The sequence below is a fragment of the Capnocytophaga sp. ARDL2 genome, assembly GCF_041530365.1.
GTDB lineage: Bacteria > Bacteroidota > Bacteroidia > Flavobacteriales > Flavobacteriaceae > Flavobacterium.
Genome location: NZ_CP168034.1, coordinates 60,990 through 75,236, shown reverse-complemented (window position 1 = coordinate 75,236; position 14,247 = coordinate 60,990). Strand labels below are relative to the sequence as shown.

General features: G+C 34.9%; 12 protein-coding genes. 8 read left to right on the top strand and 4 right to left on the bottom strand.

The features are described from left to right. Positions 1 to 246: 246 nt before the first annotated feature. On the bottom strand, positions 247 to 1,890 hold the full coding sequence (locus AB4865_RS00390; protein ID WP_372473761.1) for an acyl-CoA carboxylase subunit beta: 1,644 nt from the start codon (positions 1,888 to 1,890) through the stop codon (positions 247 to 249). A gap of 554 nt (positions 1,891 to 2,444) precedes the next feature. On the opposite strand from AB4865_RS00390, the gene AB4865_RS00385 reads away from it, so the two are divergent. The 3 genes from AB4865_RS00385 (at position 2,445) to AB4865_RS00375 (ending at position 5,363) form a co-directional block, all read left to right on the top strand. Then, positions 2,445 to 3,749 carry a dihydrolipoamide acetyltransferase family protein gene (locus AB4865_RS00385; RefSeq protein WP_372473760.1) on the top strand — a complete coding sequence of 435 codons (1,305 nt, stop codon included), beginning with the start codon at positions 2,445 to 2,447 and terminating at the stop codon, positions 3,747 to 3,749. Between the two features lie 118 nt (positions 3,750 to 3,867). Further along, a complete protein-coding gene (locus AB4865_RS00380; RefSeq protein WP_372473759.1) occupies positions 3,868 to 4,413 on the top strand; it encodes a DUF4199 domain-containing protein in 546 nt (181 codons plus the stop codon). 2 nt (positions 4,414 to 4,415) lie between these two features. Continuing rightward, positions 4,416 to 5,363 carry a glycosyltransferase family 2 protein gene (locus AB4865_RS00375; protein ID WP_372473758.1) on the top strand — a complete coding sequence of 316 codons (948 nt, stop codon included), beginning with the start codon at positions 4,416 to 4,418 and terminating at the stop codon, positions 5,361 to 5,363. Between the two features lie 106 nt (positions 5,364 to 5,469). On the opposite strand, the gene AB4865_RS00370 is transcribed toward AB4865_RS00375, so the two are convergent. Then, entirely contained in the window at positions 5,470 to 6,165 is a 696-nt protein-coding gene (locus tag AB4865_RS00370; RefSeq protein WP_372473757.1) for a hypothetical protein, read from the bottom strand. A 4-nt stretch (positions 6,166 to 6,169) separates the two neighbouring features. Further along, positions 6,170 to 6,979 (bottom strand): hypothetical protein, encoded by an 810-nt coding sequence (locus AB4865_RS00365; RefSeq protein WP_372473756.1) that lies wholly within the window; start codon positions 6,977 to 6,979, stop codon positions 6,170 to 6,172. Between the two features lie 611 nt (positions 6,980 to 7,590). On the opposite strand from AB4865_RS00365, the gene AB4865_RS00360 reads away from it, so the two are divergent. The 4 genes from AB4865_RS00360 (at position 7,591) to AB4865_RS00345 (ending at position 12,103) form a co-directional block, all read left to right on the top strand. After that, the gene (locus tag AB4865_RS00360; RefSeq protein ID WP_372473755.1) at positions 7,591 to 9,321 is read left to right on the top strand and encodes a phospho-sugar mutase; all 1,731 of its coding nucleotides are present in this window, start codon (positions 7,591 to 7,593) and stop codon (positions 9,319 to 9,321) included. A gap of 206 nt (positions 9,322 to 9,527) precedes the next feature. Next, positions 9,528 to 11,363: an ABC transporter ATP-binding protein gene (locus AB4865_RS00355; protein WP_372473754.1), complete on the top strand. Its 1,836-nt coding sequence runs from the start codon at positions 9,528 to 9,530 to the stop codon at positions 11,361 to 11,363. Positions 11,364 to 11,461: 98 nt separating this feature from the next. After that, positions 11,462 to 11,599: a hypothetical protein gene (locus AB4865_RS00350; RefSeq protein ID WP_372473753.1), complete on the top strand. Its 138-nt coding sequence runs from the start codon at positions 11,462 to 11,464 to the stop codon at positions 11,597 to 11,599. Positions 11,600 to 11,650: 51 nt separating this feature from the next. Next, positions 11,651 to 12,103, top strand: coding sequence for a hypothetical protein (locus tag AB4865_RS00345; protein WP_372473752.1), 453 nt, complete (start codon positions 11,651 to 11,653; stop codon positions 12,101 to 12,103). Between the two features lie 239 nt (positions 12,104 to 12,342). Here AB4865_RS00345 and AB4865_RS00340 read toward each other — a convergent pair whose 3' ends face one another. Beyond that, positions 12,343 to 12,714, bottom strand: coding sequence for an SPOR domain-containing protein (locus AB4865_RS00340; RefSeq protein WP_372473751.1), 372 nt, complete (start codon positions 12,712 to 12,714; stop codon positions 12,343 to 12,345). A gap of 245 nt (positions 12,715 to 12,959) precedes the next feature. Between AB4865_RS00340 and AB4865_RS00335 the strand changes: the two genes are divergently transcribed. Next, a complete protein-coding gene (locus tag AB4865_RS00335) occupies positions 12,960 to 14,228 on the top strand; it encodes a c-type cytochrome (RefSeq protein WP_372473750.1) in 1,269 nt (422 codons plus the stop codon). Positions 14,229 to 14,247: the final 19 nt, after the last annotated feature.

The following is a 14,247-nucleotide window of genomic DNA, read 5'->3' as shown; positions in this document are numbered from 1 at the left end:
TAAACAAAAAATATAGGAATTTTTGGGTGTTTTTTTTGGGTATATAAGTCAAATGTTAATTGTGAAAAATTGAAGTTTATAGGAGCAAATAAATGAAATATAACTTCAATTAATTAGCTTTCTATATGTGAGAAAATATATAATGTACAATAAACTTTGCCAAAGTAATTTTGATTGTGTTGGTAACATTGGCTATAAACTACAAAAAAAAACAAAACCGCCCTTTTGAGGCGGTTTTGTGGTATATTAGGTTTGGATAACTCCCAAATTGAATGGTTTTTCGATAGGAGCGTGGTCTGCGGCTTCGATACCCATAGAAATCCATTTGCGTGTTTCGAGTGGGTCGATGATGGCATCTGTCCATAAACGAGCGGCTGCATAGTAAGGTGAAATTTGTTTGTCGTATCTCGCTTTGATTTTGTCAAACAATTCGGCGTCTTTTTCTGGAGTCAATTCTTCGCCTTTGGCTTTCAATGACGATGCCTCGATTTGCAACAATACTTTTGCTGCTTGAGCTCCTCCCATTACTGCCAATTCGGCACTTGGCCAGGCAAAAATCAATCGTGGGTCATATGCCTTTCCACACATTGCATAGTTTCCTGCTCCGTACGAATTTCCTACCACTACTGTAAACTTAGGTACTACCGAATTAGAAACAGCATTTACCATTTTTGCTCCGTCTTTGATGATGCCTCCGTGTTCTGATTTCGAACCTACCATGAATCCAGTTACATCTTGCAAGAATACTAATGGAATTTTCTTTTGGTTACAGTTGGCAATAAATCTCGTTGCTTTATCTGCTGAATCTGAGTAAATCACTCCACCAAATTGCATTTCGCTTGGTTTGGTTTTTGCTCCAGCGGTTTTTACCACTTTGCGTTGGTTGGCAACGATTCCCACTGCCCAACCGTCGATACGAGCATAACCTGTGATGATTGTTTGTCCGTATCCTGCTTTGTATTCTTCAAATTCCGAATCGTCCACCAATCGTTTGATGATTTCCATCATATCGTATTGGTCGGCACGAGATTTTGGTAAGATTCCGTAGATCTCGTTCGGGTCAAGTGCTGGTTTTACGGGTTTTACACGGCTAAATCCAGCTTTGTCAAACGCTCCGATTTTATCTACAATATTTTTGATTTTGTCCAAGCAATCTTTGTCGTCTTTGGCTTTGTAATCTGTTACACCCGAAATTTCAGTATGTGTCGTCGCTCCACCCAAAGTTTCATTGTCGATAGATTCACCGATTGCCGCTTTTACCAAATACGAACCTGCCAAGAAGATAGAGCCTGTTTTGTCCACAATTAAGGCTTCATCGCTCATAATAGGCAAATATGCTCCGCCAGCCACACAACTTCCCATTACAGCAGCAATTTGCGTAATTCCCATCGATGACATGATGGCATTGTTTCTGAAAATGCGACCGAAGTGTTCTTTATCAGGGAAAATTTCGTCTTGCATTGGCAAATAAACTCCAGCCGAATCTACTAAATAGATGATAGGCAATCGGTTTTCCATAGCGATTTCTTGAGCTCTCAAGTTTTTCTTTCCTGTGATGGGAAACCAAGCCCCTGCTTTTACGGTAGCGTCGTTAGCAACTACGATACATTGTTTTCCTTTGATGTATCCGATTTTTACTACCACACCACCTGATGGACAACCACCGTGTTCTGTGTACATTTCATCGCCTACAAAAGCTCCGATTTCGATAGATTCTGCGTCTTTGTCTAAAAGGTAATCGATACGCTCTCTGGCAGTCATTTTGCCTTCTGCGTGAAGTTTGGCGATGCGTTTTTCACCACCGCCCAATTTTACTTTTGCCAATTTTTGTTTTAAATCAGCAACTAAAAGTTTGTTATAGTCTTCGTTTTTATTGAAATTAATATCCATTGTTTTTTATAATGAAATAAACATTTTGCTAAGATAGGGAAAAAGTATAGAGTTTCAAAATGTGTTGCTTTTTTCTTTTACAACGAAGTTCCGATAGCTATCGGAAGAGAGACGCTACACTTGTTTAAGTCTCACGCAGGTTTCACAGATTGACACAGATTTTTCTGGAATGATAAAAAACATTATTTTAAAGCGATTAAGCCTATGGTTAAAACCAGATTTCCACAGGTTTTGTTTCTATGTGTTTAATTAATAACAAAAAAACGTTTAACTTATATAAATGATTGATTTGTAAGGAAAATGTTTCGCTGAATAGAATAGATAAAAAACGTTTGGCAGCAATGAATCTTTTAAATTAAAAAAAGGAAAATTTTAGTTAGTATAGCCGTTTATTTTCCCATATATCATCAAAAATAAAAAATAGTTCAACAAAGAAAAACGTACAAACGAGCAAATTTTTATCATAGAATTAAACTTTTTTCATAAAACAATTTTTAAGCGTAAAAAAAGTTGTAAATTTGTATTTTATTTTTAAAATTCATAGAACAAACAATATGGCAAAATTTGAATTAAAGTTACCTAAAATGGGGGAGAGTGTTGCAGAGGCGACCATTACCAATTGGGTAAAAAACGTAGGAGATACTGTAGAACAAGATGAAACAGTAGTTGAGGTAGCTACGGACAAAGTGGATAGTGAAGTTCCGTCTGAGGTAGCTGGTAAAATTGTTGAAATCCTATTTCAAAAAGATGATGTAGTACAAGTGGGACAAACCATTGCTGTCATCGAAACGGAAGGTGGAGACGATACTTCTGCTCCAACTGTTGAAGTAGCAAAAGCTGCGGAAACTGTACAAAAGACAGTAGAAGTTGCACAGGTTACTACAGAAACAAATTTTGCTGATTCTGATAAATTTTTCTCTCCATTGGTGAAAAATATAGCTAAAGAAGAAGGTGTTTCTTTGGCTGAATTGGAGTCTATCAAAGGTACTGGTAAAGAGGGTCGCGTAACGAAAAACGATATTTTGGATTATGTGAAAAATAGAGGTGCTCAGCCTACTGCGGCTCCTTCTACTGTTGCTGCTCAACCAGTGGCAACTCCTGTTCCAGCGGCGGCTCCTGTTGCAAAAGTAGTTCCTGTTTCGGTAAACGGTCAAGACGAAATCATCGAGATGGATCGTATGCGTAAGATGATTGCTCATCACATGGTACAATCTGTGCAGACTTCGGCTCACGTTCAGTCGTTTATCGAAGTAGATGTAACCAATATTGTAAAATGGAGAAATAAAGTAAAAGCAACATTTGAAAAACGCGATGGTGAAAAATTGACGTTTACTCCGATATTTATGGAGGCGGTTGCAAAAGCATTGAAAGATTTTCCTATGATGAATATCTCTGTTGATGGAGATTATATCATCAAAAAGAAAAATATCAACTTGGGTATGGCGGCTGCATTGCCAAATGGTAACTTGATTGTACCAGTAATCAAAAACGCTGATCAATTGAACTTATTAGGTATGGCAAAAGCGGTAAACGATTTGGCATACAGAGCAAAAGCTGGTAAATTGAAACCAGACGATACACAAGGTGGAACTTATACAGTAACCAACGTAGGTACCTTTGGTTCTGTATTTGGTACGCCGATCATCAACCAACCTCAAGTGGGAATCTTGGCTTTGGGTGCTATACGTAAAGTGCCTGCGGTTATCGAAACTCCAGAAGGAGACTTTATCGGAATCCGCCAAAAAATGTTCTTATCGCACTCTTATGATCATAGAGTAGTGGACGGAGCATTGGGAGGTCAGTTTGTTGCAAGAGTAGCGTACTACCTTGAAAACTTTGACGTTAACAGAGAATTTTAATATGTTTTTAGTTGATAATAAAAAGCTGTTCGAAAGTATCCGAACAGCTTTTTTTCTTTTCTGTAAAAAGGTAGGGTTTAATTTCTTATTTTTGTGGTTAATTTTTTAGATAAATACAATGAATCAAAATATCAAAAACACCGGAATATTTTTCGGATGTGTACTAGCGTTGTACTACATTTTGGTAGATGTGGTCGCTTTTTTCTACGATCCTACTTTGTTTACCAAAACTTCGTTTGGTATTTTCAACATGGTGGTAGTTGTGATAATGGGTGTTTTGTGTGTGTGGATTGCCAAAAAACGCATGCAAAATCTCATAACTTTCAAGGAGGGGTTTTCTGCATTTTTACTGATGATTTGCATTGGATTTTTAGCCAATCAAACGATGATTTATGTGCTGTTTAACTTTGTAAGACCTGAGTATAAAGAAATTAATAATCAATTGATGTTGGATTTACTGTACAATAATCTCACAGCTTTGGGTATGCTAAAAGAAGAAATTGAAGGACAAATGCAATTGGCAAAAGAAACGGATAATTTCGCGTTGAAAAGTCTGCTTTTTAGTTTTGCAGGAAGTATTTTGAGAGGTTCAATCGCTGGTTTGTTGATTGCTTTGATATTTAAGAATAAAAACGAGTTTGAAACTCCAAAAACTGTACAATAGTAATGAATATCAGTGTTTTAATTCCTTTGTTGAACGAACAGGAATCTCTACCCGAATTGTATCAGTGGATTACACGAGTGATGCACGAGCATGGATTTTCGTACGAAATACTCTTTGTAGATGACGGAAGTAACGACGATTCGTGGAAAATAATCAAACAGTTACAAGCCCAAGACGAGCGTGTAAAAAGTATTCGTTTTCAGAGAAATTTTGGTAAATCTCAAGCCTTACATGCAGGTTTTGCACAGGTACGGGGAGAAATCGTGATTACGATGGATGCCGATTTGCAAGATAGTCCAGACGAAATCCCAGAATTGTACGATATGGTTGTAAACGGCGGATACGACTTGGTATCGGGTTGGAAAAAGAAACGCTACGATTCGGTGGTGATGAAAAATTTGCCGTCGAAATTGTTTAATTGGGCAGCTCGAGCGACATCAGGAGTAAAACTGCACGATTTCAACTGCGGATTGAAAGCCTACCGAAAAGAAGTGGTAAAAAACATTGATGTCAATGGAGAAATGCACCGATACATACCCGTTTTGGCAAAAAACGCAGGATACAACAAAATAGGGGAAAAAGTAGTGCAACATCAAGCCAGAAAATACGGCGTGTCAAAATTTGGAATGAGCCGATTTATTAACGGATTTTTAGATTTGATAACGATCTGGTTTTTGTCGAAATTTGGCAAACAACCGATGCATTTTTTCGGAGCCTTGGGCGTGTTGATGTTTATGGTTGGATTTTTGTCAGCCCTGTTTATAGGAATGTATAAATTGTATAAATTATCGGTCAATCAACCAGCGATATTAGTAACTGACAATCCGTGGTTTTACATTGCATTGACCAGTATGATTTTAGGAACCCAATTGTTTTTAGCAGGATTTTTAGGAGAAATCATATTGCGAACTAAAAATAATGAAGAGCGATATAAAATTGTAAATAATTAATTATCAATAATTAATGTCGTAGGGGCTAAAGAAATCGCCCTTGTAAATCACAATATATCTGAAACAAAAACACGACTATCTGATAAAAGAAAGTCGTGTTTTTTTATTAAACTGAATAGTTTCTATGATTGATGTTTTGAATAAACAGTAAAGTCAATAAAGTTGTAAAAGATAAAACAATCCAATGCAAAAACAGATAACTGTTTTCTAAGAAAAATAGTGCTAAAAGAAATAATAATATACTGGCAATCATTCTACTTTTATAACTATTTCTTTCTGTTTCTTTTTCACGAAAATAAACCAAAGATGTAATTAAAGACGATAAACCAATTAAAAAGGCAAAAGGAGCTAAATCATTGGCTTGTTGCACAATTGAGAAAATCAAAATTACTAATGAAATAAGTATCATTAGTACAGATGCCTTTGAATCTTTTAAATGGATAATTTCTTTAGTAAAGCCGTTTTCTATAAAATGTTCGTATTCATCTTGGGTTGTTTTCTTACTTTGTAAAAAAGTGGGTTTCAAACTGTCGTATAGAGATAAAATCAATCCTCTATAATTGAGATGTAAAACAACAAATAGATTACTTTCTTTTTTATCCTTATCTATCACAGATACTTTTGTTCGGTAAGGAAAAAACTTTCCTAATTGAAAAATGATTTCATTTGCCTCGTGGTTTATTTCAAAAGAGTGGTTGCCAATAGCAGAAAGGGTGGAATGAAATTTACCATCTACCAACACATCTATTGTTCGTAAAGAAAACCAATTATGAGGAAATTTTATGGCTACATTTACTAACATAAAATTATCTTAAAATACCTGCAGCATTTAAAGACCCTACTGCAGCAGTTCCAGCCAACGCTGCTGCACCACCCCAAGGTCCAAATACTAAAGATGCGTAATTTACCAAACCACTTTGAATTCCCGTAAGGGCACCAGCAACATCTCCTCCTGCTATAACAGCAATCCTTTTTCTTTTGTTCATAGTAGAATAAGTAGAGTCGTTTTGTTCATTTAATGAATTAATATTTAATATTTCGTACCAATACATATGAGAATATTCTGCTATCTCAACAGCTCTCAATAAATCTTCCTTAAGATTAATTTCAAGAGATTTATCTTTTACTATTTTTTCTTTAAATAGGTTAAGATTTACATTAAAAGCTGTTATATCTCCTTCATAATCTTCAAAAATTTGTATTAATTGTATTGAATAATCAAAAGCATCTTTTGTACTTAAACCGTCATTGTGAATTTCTTGAAATAGTAGTTTGATTTTTTCAACATTCCCTTTCGTGTTGTACAACTTTTGACTATAGTTGTATAAAGAGGGATTAGATTGTTTTAAATCCGTTAAACTTACAGAAGAAGAGTAGGTTGTTAAATATTCTTCTACTGCGTTCTCCATTAATTCAATGTCATCATTACTATAGTCGTAATTTGCATAGTAGATATCTAAAATATCATTATGCATTTGACCATAATATCCATCTGTAAAAGAATTCGTGTTCTTTTTTACAGAGGTTTCTACATAAGTGTTAGTTTCAGGATTTGACTCTTTAGAACAAGAAACAACACTTAAAGCCAATACGATAAATGTGAATACCTTTTTCATGATAAGTAAAATTTAAAATTAACGCCCCTAACTTAGGTATTAAACTTATATAATGCAAGTTTTTTTTAAAAAAAATGATGAAATTTTAAATTCTGTATAAAACTAAGAAAAAATCAGTACACGATAATTTTATTAATGTTGAAAATATTACATTTGTAAAAAAATCGTAATAATTGGAAGTGTTTAAAATTAAAACTTAAACAAAGAAAACAACGAGTTGGTGAGTTTTACTAACCAACTGAAATAATTAGAGACAGGTGGTAAAACACAAAAGAAACATAGTTTTTCTATACATAACAATCTATGTTTCCTCTAAAAAACTGTCCCAAGTAATTTGGGTTCTCTGATTTCTGAAAAAAACTCCGATTCTCGGTTATAAAAAAGAAAATCTATGTGATAAAAAAATTAATACTCAGTTTTCCAACTTCTCAGAAGTCTGGAACTTCTGAGAAGTTCGTTTGCGTTGAGAAGACTGATGTTGTCTTTTACATAAATCTGAGAGTTAATTCAAAAAACGAAGTGTCTATGTTTTCTCTAAAAAGCGAAGCGTCTCTGATTTCTAAAAAGAAAATCTCCGTTTCTCAGTGGTAAAAAAAAACAAAAAATATAATATGAAAATAGACAAAAATATTTTAGAAAAAGTACAACTTTGGATGAGTGAACCATTTGACAAAAACACTCAAAACCAAGTAGAAGAATTACTAACCAATTCGCCAAAAGAATTGGAAGATTGTTTTTATAAAAACTTAGAATTTGGTACCGGTGGAATGCGTGGAGTAATGGGCGTAGGTACCAATCGCATCAATAAATATACATTGGGAAAAAACACCCAAGGACTTTCACAATATTTGAAGCAATGTTTCCCTAATGAGGAATTGAAAGTTGCAATTGCTTACGACTGTCGACACAACAGCGATACCCTGGCAAAGGTAGTAGCCGATGTGTTTTCGGCTAATGGTATCAAGGTATATTTGTATGAAGCTTTGCGTCCTACGCCGCAGTTGTCGTTTACGGTGCGTCATTTGGGGTGTCAAGCAGGAATTGTATTGACAGCTTCTCACAATCCGCCTGAATACAACGGATACAAAGTATATTGGCAAGACGGAGGTCAATTGGTGCCACCACAAGATAAAGAATTGATTCAGGTAATAGACAGTTTGGATTATAAAGACATATTGTTTACGCCAAACGAAGATTTGATAGAAATCCTCGGAGAGGAAATAGATAATAAATTTGCAAAATCGGTGGTGAAAAATGCGAGTTTCAATATTCCGTCTGCGGCAAAACAAAACTTGAAAATTGTTTATACTTCGCTGCATGGTACTTCGATAAAAGCCATTCCTCAGGTTTTGGAATTGGCAGGTTATACCGATGTAAATATTGTGAAGGAACAGGCGGAACCCAATGGAGATTTCCCAACGGTAAAATCGCCCAATCCAGAAGAACCCGAAGCCTTGAAAATGGCGTTGGAATTGGCAGATGAAATCCAAGCAGATATTGTGATTGGAACCGATCCAGATGCCGACCGTTTAGGAGTTGCCGTGCGTGATTTAAACGGAAAAATGGTATTGCTCAACGGCAATCAATCAATGATGATAATGACTGCCTTTTTGTTGGAGCAATGGCATCAGCAAGGAAAAATCGAGGAGGGCAAACACTTCATTGGTTCGACCATCGTTTCTACACCGATGATGTTGGTATTAGCAGAGGCGTACAAAGTGGAATGCAAAGTAGGATTGACAGGCTTTAAATGGATTGCTAAATTCATCAAAGACTTCCCAAATCAGCAGTTTATTGGTGGAGGAGAAGAAAGTTTTGGATACATGGTAGGTGATACGGTACGCGACAAAGATGCCGTTGCTTCTACTTTGTTGATTTGCGAAATTGCTGCCTTGGCAAAAGCGGCAGGTTCGTCCTTGTATGACGAATTACTCAATCTATATTTGGATTACGGATATTACAAAGAACATCTGATTTCGATAACTAAAAAAGGAAAAGACGGAGCAGAAGAAATTGCTAAAATGATGTCGGATTTGCGAGAAAATCCTTTGAAAGAAATTGCGGGTGAACGCGTAGTTTTTGTAGAAGATTATCAGAGTTCGATTGCTACGAATTTGTTTACAAACGAAACGGAAACTTTGCATTTGCCAAAATCCAATGTTTTGATTTACTATTTAGAAGACGGAACAAAAATCTGTGCAAGACCCAGCGGTACCGAACCAAAAATCAAGTTTTATTTCAGTGTCAATACTTTTGTAGATACCAAAAATCAAATCGCAGGAACGGAGGAGTATTTACAAGAAAAAATCAATCGCATCATCACTGAGATGAATTTGCAATAGAATAATCCTCTCGCAGATTACACGGATAGACACAGTTTTTACACCTACAGTGTGGTATGATAGCCACAACCCGAGGGGTTGTTCCAAACTGTGAGACAAAATACACGAATTGTTTTACAAAGATTTTAGTGTACCCTTAAAAAAATAATTCATGAAAATTCGTGGCTAAAAAAAAGAGCGTAGCGTCACAAAATGAACAACAAAAAATGAAAGAATTACTAAGAAAAATACTTCCTTTTGCTCTGAATTACAAAGGGAATATCATTGGAAATGTTTCATTTAACATTCTCTATGCACTGTTTAGCACATTGGGAATGGTGATGATTATTCCTGTGATGAATGTATTGTTTAGCGAAAGCAAAGAAGTTCCAGTAAAACCCATTTATACCAATATTTGGGGCATCAAGGATTATTTAAACGATTTGCTTTATTTTTACATCAATACATTTGCCGAAGAGAGAGGAAAACAATACGCTTTATATTTGACGATTTCACTGATTTTGATTGTGTTTTTGTTCAAAAATTTATTCAATTATTTGGGAACACAACATTTGATGAAATTGAAAAATGGAGTGTTGAGGGATTTGCGAAAAAATATGTACAAAAAAATTATTGAATTGCCCGTTTCTTATTATTCCGAAAAGAGAAAAGGGGATATAATGGCAAGAATTTTAGGTGATTTGGGAGAAGTACAAAATTCATTTTTTGCCGTATTGGAATTGGCTGTAAAAGAACCCTTGACGATTGTTTTTTCATTGATTGCTATGTTTTTAATTAGTTGGAAACTGACTTTGTTTGTGTTCGTTTTTATCCCTATTTCGGCAACCATTATTTCCAAAATAGGAAAATCTCTCAAAGCACATTCTACAAAAGCTCAGCAAGAAAGTGGACGATTGATCTCGATTGTAGAAGAATCATTGTCAGGTTTGAAAATCGTAAAAGGATATAATGCAGAATCGTTTTTTTCTCAAGTTTTTAATCAATCGGTAGAGAGAATTTATTATTTTTCCAACAAAATTGGAAAGAAAAATAATTTAGCTTCTCCTATGTCTGAATTTTTGGGAATTGTCATCATAGCCGTATTGTTAATTTACGGAGGTTCGTTGGTTTTGCAAGAAGGAACACTGACAGGAGGAGCGTTTATTGGGTATATTGCAATGGCTTATAATGTATTGACGCCAGCAAAACAAATTTCAAAAGCTTCATATCAAGTAAAAAATGGTTTGGCAGCAGCAGAGCGTGTGTTTGAAGTTATCGAAACAGAAGTAGAAATCAGAGATACGGCACAATCGAAAGTTTTGAAAGAATTTTCAGATAAAATTTCCTTACAAAATGTATCGTTTTCTTATGATGGAGAAAGAGAAGTTTTGAAGGATTTTAATTTGGAAATTCCAAAAGGAAAAACCGTTGCCTTGGTAGGTCAGTCAGGTTCTGGAAAAAGTACTATTGCCAATTTGTTGATGCGTTTTTACGATGTAAATAAAGGGGTAATTTCGATTGATGGAGTTAATATTAAAGATTTAACTATCCAATCTGTGCGAGAACAGTTGGGTTTGGTGACGCAAGACAGTATTATGTTCAACGGTTCGATAGCCGACAATGTAAAAATTGGTAAACAAAACGCTACAGATGATGAGGTAATCGAAGCCTTGAAAGTAGCCAATGCGTTCGAATTTGTAAAAGATTTACCAGAAGGAATCCACACCAATATTGGAGATGCTGGAGGAAAGCTATCAGGCGGGCAGAAACAACGCATTTCTATTGCACGAGCTATTTTGAAAAATCCACCGATTATGATTTTGGACGAGGCAACATCTGCCTTAGATACCGAAAGCGAACGATTGGTACAAAACGCATTAGAACACATGATGAAAAAACGCACTTCGATAGTCATTGCCCACCGTTTATCAACCATTCAAAAAGCCGATTGGATTGTAGTCATGCAACAAGGAAAAATCGTGGAACAAGGCACACACGATACGCTTTTGGCACAAAACGGTACTTATGCCAAATTGGTGTCGTTGCAGTCGTTTGTGGAGTAGGGGGGGATTTCTTTAAGCATATAGATACATAGTAACACTAAGGTTCTAAATTTAAAAAGTTATTCTCAATTAGAAAGACTATCTTTAAAAATGGTGACATGTCAAAAATTATTTTATTTTTTACACTATTGTTTTCCAGTGTTTGTGGTTTTGCACAAGAAGAAGTTTTAGATGAAATCGTAATCGATATGGCGGCTACTCGTCGTGAATTGATAGATATTTTGCATAATTCTTAAAAGCTCTATGATAAAACAGCAAAGAAATCGATCTATTCATATCAGACCATTATGGAAACTGAAAATAACGAAATGTATGAGCAGTTTTCATCTTACTTTTTATTAAAAAGACCATTGTATATTCATTACAATTATCAATTTACTTTTGCAGAGGATAAAGAGTTGTTGAAAAAATATAAAACTCCTAAAAAAGGACTTTCGTTTCAAAAAGGTTTGAGTTATTTGTATTTGTACGACAAAAATGGATTTATACAATTGATAGACTTTATCAACCAATCCAATGTTGCAAAAATAGACAATCAATATGTAGTGTATAATTCAAAACACTTGACACATGATTTGGTTTTTATAGTGGATGAACAGAAAAAACTATTGTTCGTAGTACTCAACAAAGACAAGGTATTTTCATCAAAATATAGAAAAGAACTATTAGATTTTGTAGAAGTTGAAACTGAATTTGCTATTGTAAACGATGTCTATGTTTTGAAAAAAAATAAAAGTTAAAGAAACTCGAACAATCGAAAACCAAAAACATTTTGCAAATACCTCTATTGAACTTTCAGATAAAACCCAAAAAGAGATGTCAAAGTATAAATCAAAAAACAATTTAGGATTGGTGATTTATAGTCAAAATTTGTTAGACAAACAATTTGAGAAATTAGAAAATTAAAAACGAATAGTTATAAAAAACTTCGCTAAAGTTTTATCGTTGATTTAAACTTTGGCAAAGTTTTTTATTTCAATCACTTCTTCAACTTTACTACAAAAGCATTGGGATACTCCTTTTTAAGAGTGTATAAAAAACTCACCGCCTCGATTTTGTTACGAAAATTACCCACTACTACCTTATAATGCGGTTGATTGTAGATAATCGTCGCTTCTTCGTTGGGATAGACTTTAGAGAAGTTTTTATAATTTTTTTCAGCTTCATCTTTTTCAGAACTAGCAATTTGAATAGAAAAATTTGGGTAAATCGAAAACGAATTGTTGGTTTTAAACTTTTTGCTGATCAATAGGTCTAATTGATTAGGTTTTGAAATTGAGGTTTCTTGAGCAAAAGTTAACGTCGAAAATGTTAAAAATACAAAGGGTACGAGTTTTAAATAATCTTTCATAAAAATTTTTAAATATATGTAAAACATTAAATATTAATCAAAAATAGTAATATTTTTTTTAAAATAGGGATGTAATTCTATTTAGAACATCTATAAATTAAAAAACAAACGATTTTAATGTTTTATTGATAACTTTAGATGTTGTATTTTTGTCGGAAGTTTATAAATCGGCTAAAATTTATAACGCTATGTTAATAGTACTATAAAGAGTATGCCAAAATTAGTTGATAATTGATTTTTTAACTATGAAAAAAATGGGTAACCATAACTGGTTTTCAAGGATCGTATTCTTGAGTTTAGCATTTTTGCTAACATTCACTACGGCTTCCTTTGCACAAGATGTTGCGAAAGGGAAGGAGTTGTTTAATTCGCAATGTGCGGCTTGTCACAAGTTGGATGCAAATTCAACAGGACCTGCATTGCGTGGTGTAGCAGATCGTCGCTCGACAGACTGGCTACATAAATGGATCAAAAACAGTGCGGATTTGATCAAATCTGGTGATGCTGAGGCGGTAAAAGTTTTCAACGAGTGGAACAAAGTACCGATGAATGCGTTTCCAAACTTGTCGGCAGAGGATATTGACAATATCATCGCCTACACTTCAGAGCCAAAAGCAGAGGCAAAAGCACCGGCTGCAGTAGCTGGACAAAACAATGCCAATGCTGGAGGTGGTATGTCAGAAGTTCTTGTGTTAGGAGCTTTGGCTATCGTATTGGTAATGCTTGTAGCAATGTTGTTCTTTGTAAGAACAATCTTGAACAAAGTGGTAGAGAAAAACAACTTGACAGTTACTCAAGAAAAATCTCTTCCATTGTGGAAAGCATTCGTACAAAATCAATTCTTGGTTATTTCATCTGTATTGTTGTTCTTATTAATGGGAGCGTACATGGCATTTGGCTATATGATGCAAATCGGTATCGACCAAGGATATGAGCCAATCCAACCTATCCACTTCTCACACAAAATTCACGCAGGTGAAAACGGAATCGACTGTAAGTACTGTCACTCTGCTGCAAGAGAGTCAAAAACTTCTGGTATCCCTTCATTGAATGTTTGTATGAACTGTCATAAAAACATCAGTGAGTTTACAGGACACCCTGACTCATTATATGTAGATTACTCAAAAGAGTTCTATACAGCAGAAATCCAAAAATTGTATCAAGCAGTCGGATGGGATCCAGCAACTCAGTCTTATACTGGAGAAGAAAAACCAGTAAAATGGGTGCGTATTCACAACTTGCCTGACTTTGTTTACTTCAACCATTCTCAACACGTAAACGTTGCAGGATTGGATTGTCAAACATGTCACGGATCAGTGGAAACTATGGAAATCATGAGACAACATTCACCACTTACTATGGGATGGTGTGTGGAATGTCACCGTGAAACTGAAGTGAAAATCGACAACGAATACTACGCTAAAATTCACGAAGAGCTTTCTAAAAAGTACGGAGTTGAAAAATTGACTGCTGCTCAATTAGGAGGATTAGAGTGTGGTAAATGTCACTATTAATAATAATTTAAGAAGCTAA